This window comes from Arthrobacter vasquezii (genome assembly GCF_029455255.1).
GTDB lineage: Bacteria > Actinomycetota > Actinomycetes > Actinomycetales > Micrococcaceae > Arthrobacter_D > Arthrobacter_D parietis.
The window spans coordinates 45,663-61,878 of record NZ_JAROKN010000003.1; the positions used below are offsets into that span (position 1 = coordinate 45,663).

At 61.5% G+C, this 16,216-nt stretch carries 12 protein-coding genes and 1 tRNA gene; 7 read left to right on the forward strand and 6 right to left on the reverse strand.

The features are described from left to right. The first annotated feature begins 45 nt into the window (after nucleotides 1-45). Complete coding sequence (locus tag P4U43_RS02255) at nucleotides 46-456, forward strand: DUF3224 domain-containing protein (RefSeq protein ID WP_277357265.1); 411 nt, start codon at nucleotides 46-48, stop codon at nucleotides 454-456. A 5-nt stretch (nucleotides 457-461) separates the two neighbouring features. On the opposite strand, the gene P4U43_RS02260 is transcribed toward P4U43_RS02255, so the two are convergent. Beyond that, a tRNA-Arg gene (locus P4U43_RS02260) sits at nucleotides 462-534 on the reverse strand. A 183-nt stretch (nucleotides 535-717) separates the two neighbouring features. Between P4U43_RS02260 and P4U43_RS02265 the strand changes: the two genes are divergently transcribed. From P4U43_RS02265 to ettA, 3 genes are all read left to right on the forward strand, one after another. Next, nucleotides 718-1,272 carry a single-stranded DNA-binding protein gene (locus P4U43_RS02265; RefSeq protein WP_277357266.1) on the forward strand — a complete coding sequence of 185 codons (555 nt, stop codon included), beginning with the start codon at nucleotides 718-720 and terminating at the stop codon, nucleotides 1,270-1,272. 60 nt (nucleotides 1,273-1,332) lie between these two features. Further along, on the forward strand, nucleotides 1,333-1,800 hold the full coding sequence (locus P4U43_RS02270) for a DUF6993 domain-containing protein (protein ID WP_277357267.1): 468 nt from the start codon (nucleotides 1,333-1,335) through the stop codon (nucleotides 1,798-1,800). Between the two features lie 74 nt (nucleotides 1,801-1,874). Continuing rightward, on the forward strand, nucleotides 1,875-3,557 hold the full coding sequence (gene ettA / locus P4U43_RS02275) for an energy-dependent translational throttle protein EttA (RefSeq protein ID WP_277357268.1): 1,683 nt from the start codon (nucleotides 1,875-1,877) through the stop codon (nucleotides 3,555-3,557). Nucleotides 3,558-3,626: 69 nt separating this feature from the next. Here ettA and P4U43_RS02280 read toward each other — a convergent pair whose 3' ends face one another. After that, the gene (locus P4U43_RS02280; RefSeq protein WP_277357269.1) at nucleotides 3,627-4,583 is read right to left on the reverse strand and encodes an acyl-CoA thioesterase; all 957 of its coding nucleotides are present in this window, start codon (nucleotides 4,581-4,583) and stop codon (nucleotides 3,627-3,629) included. A 142-nt stretch (nucleotides 4,584-4,725) separates the two neighbouring features. On the opposite strand from P4U43_RS02280, the gene P4U43_RS02285 reads away from it, so the two are divergent. Beyond that, nucleotides 4,726-5,397 (forward strand): hypothetical protein, encoded by a 672-nt coding sequence (locus P4U43_RS02285; RefSeq protein WP_277357270.1) that lies wholly within the window; start codon nucleotides 4,726-4,728, stop codon nucleotides 5,395-5,397. Nucleotides 5,398-5,420: 23 nt separating this feature from the next. On the opposite strand, the gene P4U43_RS02290 is transcribed toward P4U43_RS02285, so the two are convergent. The 4 genes from P4U43_RS02290 to pepN form a co-directional block, all read right to left on the reverse strand. After that, complete coding sequence (locus tag P4U43_RS02290) at nucleotides 5,421-5,894, reverse strand: globin (protein ID WP_277357271.1); 474 nt, start codon at nucleotides 5,892-5,894, stop codon at nucleotides 5,421-5,423. Beyond that, complete coding sequence (locus tag P4U43_RS02295; protein ID WP_277357272.1) at nucleotides 5,884-6,507, reverse strand: mechanosensitive ion channel family protein; 624 nt, start codon at nucleotides 6,505-6,507, stop codon at nucleotides 5,884-5,886. Before P4U43_RS02295 ends, P4U43_RS02290 begins: the two co-directional genes overlap by 11 nt. A gap of 138 nt (nucleotides 6,508-6,645) precedes the next feature. Beyond that, nucleotides 6,646-7,167: an OsmC family protein gene (locus tag P4U43_RS02300; protein WP_277357273.1), complete on the reverse strand. Its 522-nt coding sequence runs from the start codon at nucleotides 7,165-7,167 to the stop codon at nucleotides 6,646-6,648. A 75-nt stretch (nucleotides 7,168-7,242) separates the two neighbouring features. Continuing rightward, complete coding sequence (gene pepN / locus P4U43_RS02305) at nucleotides 7,243-9,795, reverse strand: aminopeptidase N (RefSeq protein WP_277357274.1); 2,553 nt, start codon at nucleotides 9,793-9,795, stop codon at nucleotides 7,243-7,245. Between the two features lie 259 nt (nucleotides 9,796-10,054). Here pepN and P4U43_RS02310 point away from each other — a divergent pair, with 259 nt between their 5' ends. Next, nucleotides 10,055-12,445 carry an IPT/TIG domain-containing protein gene (locus P4U43_RS02310; protein WP_277357275.1) on the forward strand — a complete coding sequence of 797 codons (2,391 nt, stop codon included), beginning with the start codon at nucleotides 10,055-10,057 and terminating at the stop codon, nucleotides 12,443-12,445. A gap of 426 nt (nucleotides 12,446-12,871) precedes the next feature. After that, complete coding sequence (locus P4U43_RS02315) at nucleotides 12,872-16,105, forward strand: chitobiase/beta-hexosaminidase C-terminal domain-containing protein (protein ID WP_277357276.1); 3,234 nt, start codon at nucleotides 12,872-12,874, stop codon at nucleotides 16,103-16,105. Nucleotides 16,106-16,216 lie beyond the last annotated feature (111 nt).

Consider the following 16,216-nt stretch of genomic DNA (forward strand, 5'->3'; position numbering starts at 1 on the left):
TCCAGCGAACATGCGAAGCGTGCCTGATGACGCAATACTGGAAGGATGAGCGAACTGCAGGAACAGGTTGTCCGGGCCGCATTTGATATCTCGCAGTGGGAACCTGAGTCATATTCGGTGGAAGGCGCTGACAGTGAACTGACGCGTGTTCGCGCGACGAAAGAGTTCGCCGGAGACATCGAAGGTTCTTCGGTTGCTGAACTGCTCATGGCCGGCAATAACAGGGGAGCCGGTTATGTGGCATCAGAAGTCTTCACGGGTAGCGTTCTTGGGCGGCGCGGTAGCGTGATCGTCCAGCATTGGGGGCTGGCTGAAGGAAACGCAGCGGCGAGTTCCGGACACATCATTCCCGGGTCAGGGACTGATGAACTGGAGGGTATCGCTGGCCGGGCAGAGTACTCGCAGGACGTTGCGGGCCAGCACTATCTCGAACTGAGAGTGACCTTTCCCGAATGATTCGGTGCCCCCGGCGCGACTCGAACGCGCAACCTACGGATTAGAAGGCCGTTGCTCTATCCATTGAGCTACGGGGGCCTGGCGGGCGAACTGCCCACATGAGTTTAGCGGTTCCTAGTCTGCGTTATCTCCTCCACAGCGGACAAATTGCACTGCACTTTCGCACATAGCCGCATCCACAGGCCACTGGGCAAGCGATCCCGTCACAGACTGGAATCAGCCGACGCACCGGTGTCGGTTCTCGTTTTCTTGAAGGGACGCATGATGAGCAACTATGTGACAATCCGCGGTTTTGTGGGTACCGAGATCAAGTGCGCTGTAGCAGGTAGTGGGCTGCCGATCGCCAAATTCAGGCTGGGTAGTTCTGATCGCTACTTCGACAAGAAGACCAACGCGTGGGTGGATGGCGACACCAACTGGTATTCAGTGTCAATGTTCCGGCAGTTGGCCACCAACGCCGGCGTAAGCCTGCAGAAAGGCGACCGCATCATTGTCACGGGCAAACTAAGGGTTCGCACCTGGATCACTGACGAGGGTAAAAGCGGCACCACCGTTGAAATTGATGCGGATTCAGCCGGGCATGACCTCGTGTTCGGCACAGCCAGTTTCCGGAGATCAAGTGCAGATCGGAATGACTCTGCGGTGCAGGAAGGTGCAGATGAGGGTTTCGATGGCGTGAACTACGCCACCGGCGAGATTTCCACACCCGGTTACGGGGCGCCCGGTACAGCCGTTGAGGAGTCGCCCGAGCCATCGGATGACCCGGCGGAGACGGAGGTCGGCGGGGACCGGGAATTGGCGTCGGCGCCCTTCTAGACGAATTCCCGGCAGCGCCATGACAGAATTGCTGCATACGGAGACCGGTGAGGGGCAAGGATGGACATCAGGACAGTACGATCGGCTGCGCTGTCGTGCATCCTGTGTGTGGGCATCGGAATCGGCGCCAGCGGCTGCGGGACGGGCGCTGCCGGAAGTGAACCCCGGGCTATCCGAATGGCACCGGCAGCGCAAAGCCCCGGTACTGCAGTATCGACCGCCCCCAATCCCTCCGATATCGGCGCACTTACCTCCAGTCTCAAGGACTCCTTGAGTTCGTTGGCAGCTGAGACAGATGACCCGGATGCAGAAGCGCTGCTGGCTGCCTTCGAGGCGGCGGGAGCGGACCAGCGTTCCGTCGAGGTGTCCATTGATACCACTCCAACCGGTCTCGAAGTAGACGCGATGACCGCCGGCGTGCCGCTTGGAGACACCTGCGTCTTCGGGCACATCCGTGATGGCTCTTCAACAGTCACTCAACTTCCCGTCCTCGCCAGCGGCAGGTGCTTCGTCGGGGACCAGCGGTAAAAGCCCACAGCCGGGCGCACCAACGGGACGCCGTCGAATATGTTCTAGGCGTCCTCACGCCGTAGCCTTGGACTATGGCGGAATTTATCTACACAATGACCAAGGCCCGTAAGGCCGTTGGGGACAAAGTAATTCTCGACGACGTAAGTATGTCGTTCTACCCGGGCGCCAAAATCGGTGTCGTGGGGCCCAACGGCGCGGGAAAGTCCACCATCCTGAAAATCATGGCTGGTTTGGATACTCCCTCGAATGGCGAGGCACGGCTTAGCCCTGGATACACAGTTGGCATCCTCCTCCAGGAACCGCCCCTGAACGAGGAAAAGACGGTTCTCGGCAACGTGCAGGAGGGCGTCGGAGAAATCTATGGCAAGATCCAGCGCTTCAACGAGATCTCCGAAGAAATGGCCAACCCTGACGCCGATTACGATCGGCTGCTCGATGAAATGGGCAAGCTCCAGGAAGCCATTGACGCCGCAGACGCCTGGGACATCGATTCCCAGCTCGAGCAGGCGATGGATGCCCTGCGCTGCCCACCGCCCGAGGCTGACGTGTCGATACTCTCCGGTGGAGAGCGGCGCCGCGTTGCGCTGTGCAAGCTGCTGCTCCAGAAGCCGGACCTGCTGTTGCTGGACGAACCGACCAACCACCTTGACGCTGAAAGCGTGCTGTGGCTCGAGCAGCATCTGTCTGCCTACCCCGGCGCAGTTCTCGCCGTCACTCACGACCGCTACTTCCTTGACCATGTCGCTGAGTGGATTGCGGAGGTTGACCGCGGACATCTCTACCCCTATGAAGGCAACTACTCCACGTATCTGGAGAAGAAGCGTGCGCGGCTCGAGATTCAGGGCAAGAAGGACCAGAAGCTTTCCAAGAGGCTTACTGAGGAGCTTGAATGGGTGCGGTCAAACGCGAAGGGTCGCCAGACCAAATCCAAGGCGCGTCTTGCCCGCTATGAGGAGATGGCATCGGAAGCAGAGCGGACCAGAAAGCTGGACTTCGAAGAAATCCAGATTCCACCCGGCCCGCGCCTCGGCAGCCAGGTGATTGAAGCACATGATCTCCGGAAGGGTTATGACGATCGCATCCTCATCGATGGACTGTCCTTCTCTCTGCCCCGGAACGGTATCGTCGGAGTAATCGGCCCGAACGGCGTCGGAAAGACCACCCTGTTCAAGACCATCGTCGGTCTGGAACCGCTCGACGGCGGAGAACTGAGGATCGGCGAGTCCGTCAAGATTTCCTATGTGGACCAGTCCCGTGGCGGGATCGATCCCAATAAGTCGCTGTGGGAAGTAGTGTCGGACGGCCTTGACTACATTCAGGTCGGCCAGGTCGAAATGCCGTCCCGTGCTTACGTGTCCGCGTTTGGTTTCAAGGGACCCGACCAGCAGAAGAAGGCGGGAGTGTTGTCCGGCGGCGAGCGTAACCGGCTGAACCTCGCGCTGACGCTGAAGCAGGGTGGAAATCTGCTCCTCCTCGACGAGCCCACCAACGACCTCGATGTCGAGACTCTTTCCAGCCTGGAAAACGCGCTGCTCGAATTCCCAGGCTGCGCCGTTGTGGTCTCGCACGACCGGTGGTTTCTGGACCGGGTAGCTACCCACATCCTGTCTTACGAGGGCACTGAGGAAGACCCGGCGAACTGGTACTGGTTCGAGGGTAACTTCGAGGCGTATGAGGAAAACAAGGTTGAGCGGCTTGGCCCTGATGCCGCCAAACCTCACCGTGTGACACACCGGCGTCTCACCCGCGACTAGAAAAGCGAGCTGACATTGACTGAGGGAGCGTGCGGACCGCGCGCTCCCTCAGTCAGTTAAGCACGGATCTCAATTCTTCCAGCGACGCATCTTCTGGTCCATCAGCTTTTTCTGCACGGCACCCTTCAGCTTGCTGCCTGCGTCGTCAGGCACGCGGATCATGCCCTCCTGCGCGACTGTGGCAACGAGATGGCCGGAGCGGTTATAGATTTTTCCTAACGCCAGCCCGCGGGCACCGGAAGCGCTGGGTGATGCCTGGATGTACAGCAGCCATTCATCGACCCGAACCGGGCGATGCCACCACATGGCATGGTCTAGACTCGCCACGCTCATCCCCGGGTGAATCCAGGTAAGGCCGTGCGGGCGCAGGATCGATTCGAGCAGCGTGTAGTCGCTCGCGTACGCAAGAGCCGCCTGATGCATCGCGGGATCTGCGGGCATCGCTCCGAATGTTTTCATCCAGACGGCGTTCACAGGTTCATCCGATCCGGTGTTCTCGACATAGAGCGGGGAGTCGATATGGCGGATGTCGAACGGGCGATCATAGGCCCACGCTTTCGCGACCGGATGATCGAAGCGTCCCAGGAGATCCGCCGTCGAGGGGAGCGACTCCGGCTCCGGGACGTCGGCCGGCATGGACTCCTGGTGCGTGATTCCCTCATCAGGTTGTTGGAAGGAAGCGATCATTGACAGGATGGGCACGCCGTTCTGGTATGCGTGAACCCGACGCGCCGAGAATGACCGTCCGTCGCGCAGCCGCTGTACCCCGAAGGTGATGGGCAGGGCGGCATCGCCGGCCCTCAGGAAGTAGCCGTGCATTGAGTGCACAAAGCGCGCCGATTCCACGGTGCGGATAGAAGCCATCAGAGCCTGGGCGAGCACCTGGCCTCCGAACACACGCTTGCCCGGTTGCTTCACCGGAGTAGCCACGAAGATCTCCTCGTCCGTCTGGGCTCCTGCGGCGCTGTCCAGGTCGAGAAGGGTGACAAGCGCGGCTGTAGGGTCCTGTGAGGGCTGGACGGACATGGTGATGGTTGGCTCCTTGTACTACACGGCGCTGTGCCTGGACGGCTCCCGGCTCATCCGGCAGCATGCCTTCAGTGGAACCATCACCGACATTAGACTGCGCGGCGTTCAGCCTCAACTGCGCGGATGAGAGAATTGCACCATGTCTCAACCCTCCACCATGTCCCGAGAACTCTCACTTGCCGATCCACAGGTGATGCTGGACCTGCGCACTTACGTGGGACGCGCACGCGCAGCCGAGGACGGAGCAGTCCGTCTCCAAGCCAGCGGGAAGGTGCTGGCGGCGTACGTGTGCATCCTCGCCCCCCGCATTCTCGGCGAGGCGACGCCGACGGTCCTCGGCCTGCGCACCATTCCGCTCGCGGAACCGGGACAGCTGGACACAACGGTGGCTTTAGCGTCCGTGTCCGACCGGCTGGCCCGCATGACGGAGAACGACGTCGTTCTGCCGGTGCCGCCGACAACGGTCACTGAAATCTGGGCTGGAGTTCTGCCGCCGCGGGCCGGCTGGGAATCGAAAGGCTCGATGTCAGCTGACCTGCTGCTCGCCGCTGCCTCGGAGGGTATCCGGGAAGTGGCTCAATCAGTGCCGCAGTCTCCCGGCGCCATCGTTGTGAACAACGCACGCGGCATCATTTGGGGACGCCCGGTTGCAGAGGCACCGGCGGATCTGCCCGCAGGGGCAGCTTTTGGTGCGTTTGTCCTCGGTTTCCTGAAACCGGGCGAGCGGGCAAGCATCTTCACCAACAACCGTTGGACGCGCCTGAGTACGGGAACCGGGCACGTCCTCGTACGCCAGGCCGCTGTTCTCTAAACCGCAGCAGGGCTCTGCAGACCTCAGGCTGAATTGACCATGGAATGTGCCGCCCGATCCAGATAGTCCCATAGCGTCGCCTCGTGCAGCGGTGAAAGTTCAAGGGAATCGACGGCGTCGCGCATATGCGTCAGCCAGCGGTCGCGGGCAGCCGGTGTGACGTGGAAGGGCTGGTGGCGCATCCGCAGACGGGGGTGGCCACGAGTCTCACCGTAGGTTTTCGGTCCGCCCCAGTACTGCTCAAGAAACAGCAGGAGGCGTTCCTTGGCTGGACCCAGATCCTCTTCCGGGTACATGGGACGCAGCAACTCATCCGATGCCACGCCGGCGTAAAACACATCGACCAGGCGGACGAACGTTTCATGCCCACCGACGGCCTCGTAAAAGTTGTCGGTATAAGACGGCTGGTCAAAACGCGGCCCCACCGGGGTCAACTGGGCAATCGGTTCACCGAATCTCGACGGGATGGGAATCGGACCGGGTGTTTCACTGCTCATTGGCTTTTTCCACCTTTTCGTCATCTGCTGCGGGCGGAACGTAGTTGCCCTGTGTCCTGTTGCCTACCTTCATGATGTCACCGTTTCGGATGTACCAGATTGCACCGTTCTCATCCACCATGCGTGTGATTCGCAGTCCGACGGACTGCACAACCCCGACGGTATCTCCCACCTCGATGACGTCGCCGATGCCGTACTGATCTTCGATGGTGATGAAAAATCCCAGGAACGCGTCCCGGATTACTTCCCGGGCTCCGAAACCGATGGCAATACCGACGATCCCGACGCTTGCGAGGATAGGACCGATGTTGACTCCGAGCTGCTCGATTGCGGTCATGAGCGCGATGATCGCGATCGTGACCGCCGTCGTGCTGCGCAGTAGCGCACCGATGGTCTCGGCTCGTTGCATTCGCCGCTTGTGGTCAAGTGTGCGCAACACCGGCTGCGCCCACTGGAAATGCGGTTTCTTGAACATCTCATAGCCGTTCTGCACACGCTTCACCATGCGGTTGATCAACGCGCGAAGTATGAGCCAGAGTATGAGAGCGGCCAGCAGGATCAGCGCGGCGGCGATGATGTTTCCGCCGTAACCGAGCTGGTCAAGAAACTGCATGGGAATACCTTTCATCGGGCTGTACGCGGCCGGGAACATTCAGGGCTCGTCGGGCAGCTCAAGATTACCCGTCGTCGGCAGGCGCGAGCGCACACTGGTTCCCGGCGGCAATCGCGCTGCGCCGCTTAGATTAGCTGGTCAGGCGGTGGTCTTCTGGCGGGAAAGCTCGGTGACCGGGTTCGCTGTGCCGCCAACCATGACAACCGGTTCATGCAAGACGGGGAAATTGACTGATCGTCCGATGAAGCAGGCCGCAGCCGCGTCGGTGTGGATTGACTGGGCCGTATGTTTGACCGTGCTGTCCGTGATGGTGACCCGAGGCTTCAGTATGACGCCGGTGAACTCACCACTGCCATCAGCGTTGAGCCGCATGGTTCCCTCGGCCGCATCTTCATAGGCAGTCACGACAATGCCGTTCTTGACCGCCATATGAAGATAGGACAGCATATGGCACTGCGAAAGAGCGGCAAGGAGGAGCTGCTCCGGGTTCCAACGTTCGGGATTGCCGTGGAACGTCGGGTCTGCCGACCCGGGAATGATGGGGACGCCGGCTGATGCCACCTCGTGATCGCGGGTGTAGGACCGGTAGGAGGATGTGCCGGCACCGCGGTTCCCCGTCCACACCACGCGTACCTGATAGTGATGCTCAGAGAGGTTCATAGCCACAAAGTACACCCGTTGGCCGATAACCGTAGTGCGCGGACCGGCCAACGGGTGCAACCAGCGGCTTCTTCGCTACTTATCTGCTGCCTGCGCCCTGAGAGCGCGTGCCACGCCGTCCCGGTTTTCCAGAACGAGCCGGCGAAGCGAGGCAAGGTCCGGATCCAGAGTTGCCAGGAACTCGTCAGTGGCCGCGAGTGTGCCCTGCGTAGTCAGTCGCGATGGATAGAGGCCGACAATAATCTGCTGGGCGATCTCATGCGTGCGGTTTGCCCACACATCCTTCGCCGAAGCGAAGTACTTCCCGGCGAAAGGTTCCAGAAGATTCGTGTCATGGACCCGTGTGAAGCCGGCGATCGCCGAACGCTGTGCAGCGTTAGGCATGTCTGAGCGCTCCACGATGGCCGTCCAGGCTTCCTCCTTTGCCTCAGCGGTCGGGATGGCTGCCTTCGCCTGCGCAGCGGCAAGGGCGCCGGTGGCCGTGGCGTCCTGCTCGAGTTCGGCGTCAATATCCCTCTGGGTCTTCCGGCCACCCACCACGAGGCTGGTCAATAGCTCCCACCGCAGGTCAGCATCCACAGTGAGTCCCTCTGGTGCAGCGGAACCGTCAAGGATCCGTTCGATGATGTCGAGCTGTGGTCCGGTTTGAGCGTGAACGGCGAACGCCTTCACGAACTGTAGCTGCGAGTCCGACCCGGCGTCAGCACCCTCCGCCAACTGCCACAGGCTGTCCGCGGCAGCTATCTCCATTGGCTGCCGGTCAGCCGGACTCACGTAGAGGGCGAGAGTGGTTGCGAGTTGCCGCAGGAGCACCAGAACCACTGAGGAGTCAGACTCTGAGGCGATGTTCTGCAGGATCAGCTCGACGTAATTGCGTGCAGGTGTCTCTCCGTCGCGGGCTGCATCCCAGGCCGACGCCCACACCAGCGTGCGGGGCAGGGACTCGCTGAAGTCCTTCAGATGACGGGTAGCGGTTCGCAGCGACCGGTCGTCAAGCCGGATTTTCGCGTAGGCGAGATCGTCGTCGTTGAGCAGCACAAGATCCGGCTGCTGCAACCCGATGAGTTCATCGACAGCCGTGCGTTCTCCCGCAATATCGAGTTCAACCCGGTGCGAGCGCTCAAGCTGCCCGTTGCCTGTCAAATCATAGAAACCGATCGCCAAGCGGTGCGAACGGATCGTCGGAAAGTCCGCCACCGCGGACTGTTGGACCGCGAAGGAGGTGATAGCGCCGTCGTCGTTGGAAGTGATCTCCGGACGGAGGGTGTTGACACCGGCCGTTTCCAGCCACTGGGCTGACCACTCCTTCAGGTCACGGCCGCTTGCTTTCTCAAGCTCGACGAGCAGGTCGGAGAGCTCGGTATTGGACCAGGCGTGCTTGCCGAAGTATTCCCGCACTCCCTGCATGAACTTGTCCTGACCGACCCACGCCACCAGCTGTTTGAGCACGGAAGCGCCCTTGGCATAGGTGATGCCGTCGAAGTTGACCTGCACGTCCTCCAGGTCATTGATCGGAGCCACGATGGGATGGGTGGAGGGCAGCTGGTCCTGACGGTACGCCCAGGCCTTCTCGAGGGATGCGAACGTGGTCCACGACTGTGTGAACTTCGTTGCCTCCGCGGACGCCAGGGTGGACATGAACTCTGCAAAGGACTCGTTGAGCCACAGGTCATTCCACCAGCGCATGGTCACCAGGTCACCGAACCACATGTGGGCGAGTTCATGGAGGATAGTGATAGCGCGGCGTTCAATGGTGGCTTCGGTCACCCGGGAACGGAACACATAGCTTTCAAGGAAGGTCACCGCGCCGGCGTTTTCCATCGCTCCCGCGTTGAACTCGGGAACGAACAGCTGATCGTACTTCTCGAACGGATAAGGGGCGCCGAACTGCTCTTCGAAGAACTCGAAGCCCTGGCGGGTCAGCTCGAAGACGTTCTCGGCGTCGAGGTGTTGCATGAGCGACTTGCGTGCAAAGACGCCGAGGGGGATGGTCCGTCCGTCTGAGCTCGTGAGTTCACTGCGCACGGACTGGTACGGCCCGGCGATGAGGGCCGTGACGTAGGAAGAGAGCACCGGTGTTGGCTCGAAGGCCCAGGTGGAGCGTGCCCCGCCTTCATCAGCCGAGCCGGCTTCAGCGGGCTGGGGCGTGGGGGAGTTGGAAATGACATCCCAGTGCGACGGCGCAGTCACGGTGAATCGGAATGTCGCCTTCAGATCCGGCTGCTCGAAGACGGCAAAAACACGACGGGAATCCGGAACCTCGAATTGCGTATAGAGGTACACCTCATTGTCGACTGGATCGACGAAGCGATGCAGGCCCTCACCGGTGTTCATGTAGAGCATGTCGGCATCGATCACGAGCTCGTTGGACACAGCAAGGTTATCCAGACGGATGCGCACGCCGTCAGAGACATCCGCCACATCAAGGTCTACACCGTTGAGCGTCACCCGGTGGACCGATGCGGTGACGGCGTCAATGAACGTCGATGTACCCTGCTCGGCGTCGAAGGACACTACGGTGGTTGACCCGAAGATCGAGTCACCACGGGTCAGGTCAAGATTGATGGCGTAGCTGTGGACGCTGACTATGGCCGCGCGCTGGCGTGCTTCGTCCCGCGTCAGGTTCATACCTGGCAAGGTGATGCCTCCGAGAGTGGGGGAGTGGTACCGCGCGGTAACGCGGTGTGATCCACCTTACGCAGAACGGTGCACCTTCACCATTTCGCCGTTGCCCTTGCGCGGGCGATAGCGCTGTCCGGTTGAAGGCCGAGCTCAACCTGTTCACAAGGTCCCTTCCTTACCGTTGCATCAGCACGCAGTCGTGCAACGTCCCGCCACCGGTGGCGGTTTGGCGATGCGGCTGTCCGGATTGCATAGGAGTGTGAATATGTCCTCGAGATGGAGCACTGCGAGGGTCACCGCGATAGCGTCGGCGCTCGCGATTGGTGGCACAGCGATGGTTGCAACGCCAACGCTCGGCGCCCCCGGCGATGCGGATGCGTCGGCCGTGAAACTGCAACTGTCGCTGGAGTTGGGCCGCTCAATCCTGCTGGACGTAGACGCAGGTGCAGCAATTGAGGCGACGGGCGAAGTTGCCATACCGGACCTCTCAGCGCATCTCGGTGCGCTGACAGGAGCCAGCGTGGCAGGTACCGCTGCGCTCACGACGACGTCAGGCGCGGAAGGAACAACCAGCTCGGTTCTCGTCGAGGATCTGTCGGTTTCAATGTTCGGCTTGGCAGCGGTAGAGGCAAAACAAGTGGCGTCCTCCGCGGACTGCCTCCCCGGAACTTCCCCCGCAGCCGAGACGGATTCCCAGGATGTGACCATTCTGGGAACACCGGTTGACATGGACGAGGTGCCAGTGGAAGGGCAGAGGATCGCAGCAGCGGCGACCGTGCCGGGGATGACAGCCGCTGAACTTGTCGCCAGAGTTCTACCGGCCACAGCCACCCAGAACGCCTCTTCAGCCACAGCTTCGGGCTTGACTGTCAATCTCTCGCTCACCGGGTCAGCTCCCGAGGTGGGCAAGATCGCTACAATCTGGCTTGGCCGCATCTCAATTGGAGACGTGAACTGCGAGCATCTGGAGGCACCGGAAGCGCCGACGGCGGAAGAACTGCTGCCGGCAAATGGCGTCAGTACCGGGGGAGACGCGGTGACGCTCCGAGGGTCCGGTTTCACAGCGGACACAACAGTTGCCATTGGTGGGACCGAAGCACGCGGAGTCGTCGTCGTGTCCGACAGGGAACTCACTTTTACTACTCCGGCAGGCACCGCTGGCCCGGCAGTGGTGACTGCAACGACTCCCTCCGGAACAACCAACGGGCTCGAATTCACCTATGCCGAACCTGCTCCCGAGGCCCCGGAGGTTGAGGAAGTCGATCCGGACGATACGGCATCGACCGGAGGCGAGGAGGTCTGGGTGTTCGGATCGGGATTCGTCAGGGGACAGACAAGCGTCACCGTCGGGGACACTGTAATTTCTCCGGACGACGTAGAGGTAATGAACACAGGAACGCTCATTGTGAATGCGCCGGCCCATCCGGCAGGGATTGCACCGCTGAGCGTCACCACTCCGGTTGGCACGAGCGGCACCGTGGATCTGACCTACATTGCAGCGGCTGCGCCTCCAGTCATCACGTCCATCACTCCGGACACAGGTCCGCTGGAAGGTACCACCGTGGTCACGTTACGAGGCGCGGGCTTCCTATCCGACGCAACCATGGTGACCATGGGACCTGCATCATTCCTTGATGATGACGTCACCGTCGTGTCCGACACGGAGCTGTCCTTCACGGTCGAAGCGAATACAGCGGGACCGGTTGCGATCTTCATTACGACGCCGGCCGGCGTCTCCAATGAGGTGACCTACACCTACACCGCGGCGGCGCCCACACCGGATCCGACACCGACACCGACGCCCACACCGGATCCGACACCGACACCGACGCCCACACCGGATCCGAGACCGACACCGGATCCGACACCAACCCCGACGCCGGTGCCGGTGCCGGACGGATTGGATGGCCATGATTTCTCCGGTGACGGGAACGTGGATGTGTTGGCGAGAAGTGCCGACGGCAAGCTGTGGTTGTACGCCCGCAATGCTGCCGGTGGCTGGGATGCACGGGTTCAGGTCGGTACTGGCTGGAACGGTATGACCAGCATCCTGGCTCCGGGTGATTTCGACGGTGACGGAAATCCGGACGTCCTCGCTCGGGACGGCCTGGGCAAGCTGTGGCTGTATCCAGGCAATGGTGACAGCGGTTGGAAATCGAAGGTTCAGGTCGGCAGTGGTTGGAGCGGTATGACCAGCATCCTGGCCCCGGGTGACTTCGACGGCGATACCAACGTTGACGTCCTTGCCCGTGATCGGGACGGTCGGCTGTGGCTGTACCCCGGAAACGGTGCAGGCAGGTGGTTGGCAAAGGTTCAGGTCGGCAACGGTTGGCACACCATGACCAGCATTGTCGGTCCGGCTGACTTCGACGGCGACACCAACGTTGACGTCCTTGCCCGTGATCGGGACGGCAGGCTGTGGCTGTACCCCGGCAACGGGAACGGCGGATGGCTCAAGAAAGCTCAGGTCGGCACTGGTTGGCACACCATGACCAGCATCGTCGGTCCGGGCGACTTCGACGGCGACACGAACGTTGACGTCCTTGCCCGTGATCGGGACGGCAGGCTGTGGCTGTACCCCGGCAATGGTTCCGGCGGGTGGCTCAAGAAGGTCCAGGTCGGCTCCGGCTGGAATGGTATGACCAGCATCCTCTAACCACTACGCCTCCAACATGGGAAGGTCACCCGCGCCGCTTGCAGCACGGGTGACCTTCCCATGATCTTTCCTCGGGGACGGGCAGGGCGCCGGCCGTCGCAACGTCGACCAGCCCAAGGTAATCGCAGGCTCCACTCGGCACAGTTGCCCCAGGGCAAGTTTTACCTCTGCCTCACCCGGGAGCGGTCTCGTTCGTCGGGGGACTCGGAAACCATCAGGGAGACGATGATGAAATCGAACGGAACGCATACCGCGGCAGGGGCAACCCCGCGCGCAAACAGGATGTGGAGGGGGACTGGTATTGCTGCTTCAGCCGTTGTGCTCCTGTCCACTTTCGGTCCACCACCAGCTGGGGCAGTACCTCAGCTGTCGGCCGCAATACTTCCGGCAGCTATAGCAACGGGCACGCAGGGAAGCGTCGGTCCAGTGAACCCCGAAACTGGCTACCCATACTGGTACGGCGACAACAACGGTGTTCGGCTGGAGCTGTGCATTGACGTAGCCACGGTTTGCCCAGTGGTCGGAGAAGCCTACAATCCGACGCTGCCGCTGGCGATGCCGAGCAACTTCCCGGAGGAGTCGTTCTGGTACTCAGCAGAAGCGTCTCTGCCATTGCCAAACAACGAAGAGGCTCGTCTCATCATGGCCACGGAAGCGGCGTTCGGCGGAGCCGGTGACGTTGCTCAGGGTCAGCAGAACGCGTTCGCCCGGATGCGTATCCGCTTTGATGGTGCCCAACCATTGGAGACCTACACGGCGACCACGCCGTACGGCGTCTTCCGCGTCACTGCAGACGACCGGGGACGGGTGCGCTTCACGGAGGATCTTGGGTGCCTTCAGCAGCCATGTGATTGGACCGAGCCGCTCGACGGGAAGATCGGCCCGTTCCTCACGTGGGACTCTGATCTTCCAGAAGGATCGGCATCGATCGGCGATCCGAACGTTGAGCACACCGTAACCGGAAGTCCCTCCAATACGAACTTCTTCCGCCTTGAAGGGCCAGGCTTCCCCGACTCTGGGGTCGAAACAAACCTCTTCGCGGTCCAGGGCAAAATCGCCACCTTGCGGGTGAACGTGGATAAGCCCGGTGGAATCTACAAGAACGCCACGACCGTAAATATCCAGACCTCCTTCCCCGACGAGGCGAAGGTCGTCTATACGACCGACGGCACTGAACCCGTAGTGGCCGCGGACGGAAGCGTCAGCAACGGACTAACCTGGACGCCTTCAGCCACGGATACTGACGTTGCACCGGTCACTCTGGCCATCCCGGGTGCGAACACACTGAAGTACATGGCCGTCAGCCTGGCTGAACCGACCCAGCGGACCGGCGTTCAGTTCGAGACCTATAACCTCGACGCCTCCAGTCCGTGGATCGCTGCGTCACCGGATGCGACACAGCTGTCCCATCCGGGTCCACAACAGGTGACACTCACCGGAACTACCGCGGAGGGTGCGGGACCGGCGCGGATTTATTACACGTTGGACGGATCCGATCCCACCGTCGATGACAGCGGGAACCCGACCGCCGCCACGGTGGAGTTCACTGACACTCCCATCACAGTGGGCAGCACCACGCTGATCCGGGCGATGTCGGTTGATGCAACAGATAGGGCCGGCGAAATCCGGGACTTCCGGTACGTCATACATAACCTGAAAACCGTAGGTCCCGTTGCAGTTTCCGGAGACGGTCAGCACGGCTATCCCTCATTCCTTGAGGACAATGGGTGGGCAGCTAGTGACGGCGTGGCCGCACAGGACCCAGTGAAGCTGGAATTGTGCCTCAACGATCCGCTGTGTCCCATCATCGAAGAACTGCCGTTCCCCTTGGACCCACTGCAGTTCCCGCGGAACTTCCCCGGTGAGTCCTTCTGGTGGGCTGCTGAGGCGTTCCTGCCGGTCGGCGACGAAGAGGTGCGCCTGACGCTCGCCCTGGAAGCAGCATTCACGGGCGAAGGCGCCGCGGTGGGAGATGAAGTCGCTTTCGGTCGCATCCGCGTTCGGGGTGACGCAGTGTTCGAAAACGGCGCCACCTACGAGATCACCCATCCGTACGGGAAGTTCCAGGTTGTCGCTGATGACACCGGAAGCCTGCGCTACACGGAGGACCTCGGAAGCATGAACGGCAACGGGGACTTCTCGCCGTTGCTCGAAGCGAAGATTGGACCGTTCCTGCGGTGGACTGAAGGGGCGCCCGCGGGCTACCTTGGAGATGGCAGTACACCTCACGCCGTCGTCGGCAGCCCCTACGACACCAACTATTTCGAGATCCACAAGGTCTTGACGATCGACGACGAGCCGGTTCGGGAGCAGATCGGAACAAGGACCACGGACTTCGTTGTCCAGGGCAAGACTGTCGGTGCTACGCCTCCGGAAGCTCCGACGGTAGCGGCCAGCGTTGCAGGAGCAGTGTTCAATGCGCCGCAAACCGTGACGCTTACATCCACCCCGGGTGACTTGCCGATCTTCTTCACCACTGACGGCACGCCTCCCGAGCCCGATGGCAACCTATACACCGGACCCATCACCATCAATGCGGACACGGTTCTGCAGTTCATCGCAGTGAATCAGGGAGTCGCATCGCCAATCGTTTCGGAGACGTACACGATCGATACGGTGGCTCCGGAGCTGACAACCACAACGCCGGGCGGTACGTTCACCGCAGTGACGACGGCGACACTCGCGGCGAGCGAAGGCGCAGCTATCCGTTTCACCACGGATGGGACTGAACCTACGGTGGCCAGCACGCTGTACACCGCGCCAATCGCAATAGCTCAGACCACAACGCTCCGTGCGATTGCAGTTGACGCTGCCGGCAACATCAGTCCACTCGGGCAATGGGTGTTCACCATCAACGCTCCCACTCCGCCGGTCGTTGATCCTCCGGCTCCGCCTGCAGCCGGCATCGACGGCCACGACTTCTCCGGTGACGGGAACGTGGACGTGCTCGCAAGGAGCACTGACGGCAAGCTGTGGCTGTACGCCCGCAATGCTGCCGGTGGCTGGGACACGCGGGTTCAGGTCGGTACTGGCTGGAACGGTATGACCAGCATCCTGGCTCCGGGTGACTTCGACGGCGACACCAACCCCGACGTCCTGGCACGGGATGCTAAGGGTCTGCTGTGGCTGTATCCAGGCAATGGTGACAGCGGTTGGAAGACGAAGGTCCTGGTCGGTTCCGGTTGGAATGGCATGACCAGCATCCTGGCCCCGGGTGACTTCGACGGCGACACGAACGTTGACGTCCTTGCCCGTGATCGGGACGGTCGGCTGTGGCTGTACCCCGGAAACGGTGCAGGCAGGTGGTTGGCAAAGGTTCAGGTCGGCAACGGTTGGCACACCATGACCAGCATTGTCGGTCCGGGTGACTTCGACGGCGACACCAACGTTGACGTCCTCGCTCGTGATCGGGACGGCAGGCTGTGGCTGTACCCCGGCAACGGGAACGGCGGATGGCTCAAGAAAGCTCAGGTCGGCACTGGTTGGCACACCATGACCAGCATCGTCGGTCCGGGCGACTTCGACGGCGACACGAACGTTGACGTCCTTGCCCGTGATCGGGACGGCAGGCTGTGGCTGTACCCCGGCAATGGTTCCGGCGGGTGGCTCAAGAAGGTCCAGGTCGGCTCCGGCTGGAATGGTATGACCAGCATCCTCTAACCGCCGACGGGGCAGTCCCGCCCCTGGATAAGAAAGGCCTCCCGCGCCCTGTACGGCGCGGGAGGCCTTTCCCTTGTCTGATCGCTCTGCCCGATCCTTGTTGCGGAGCAG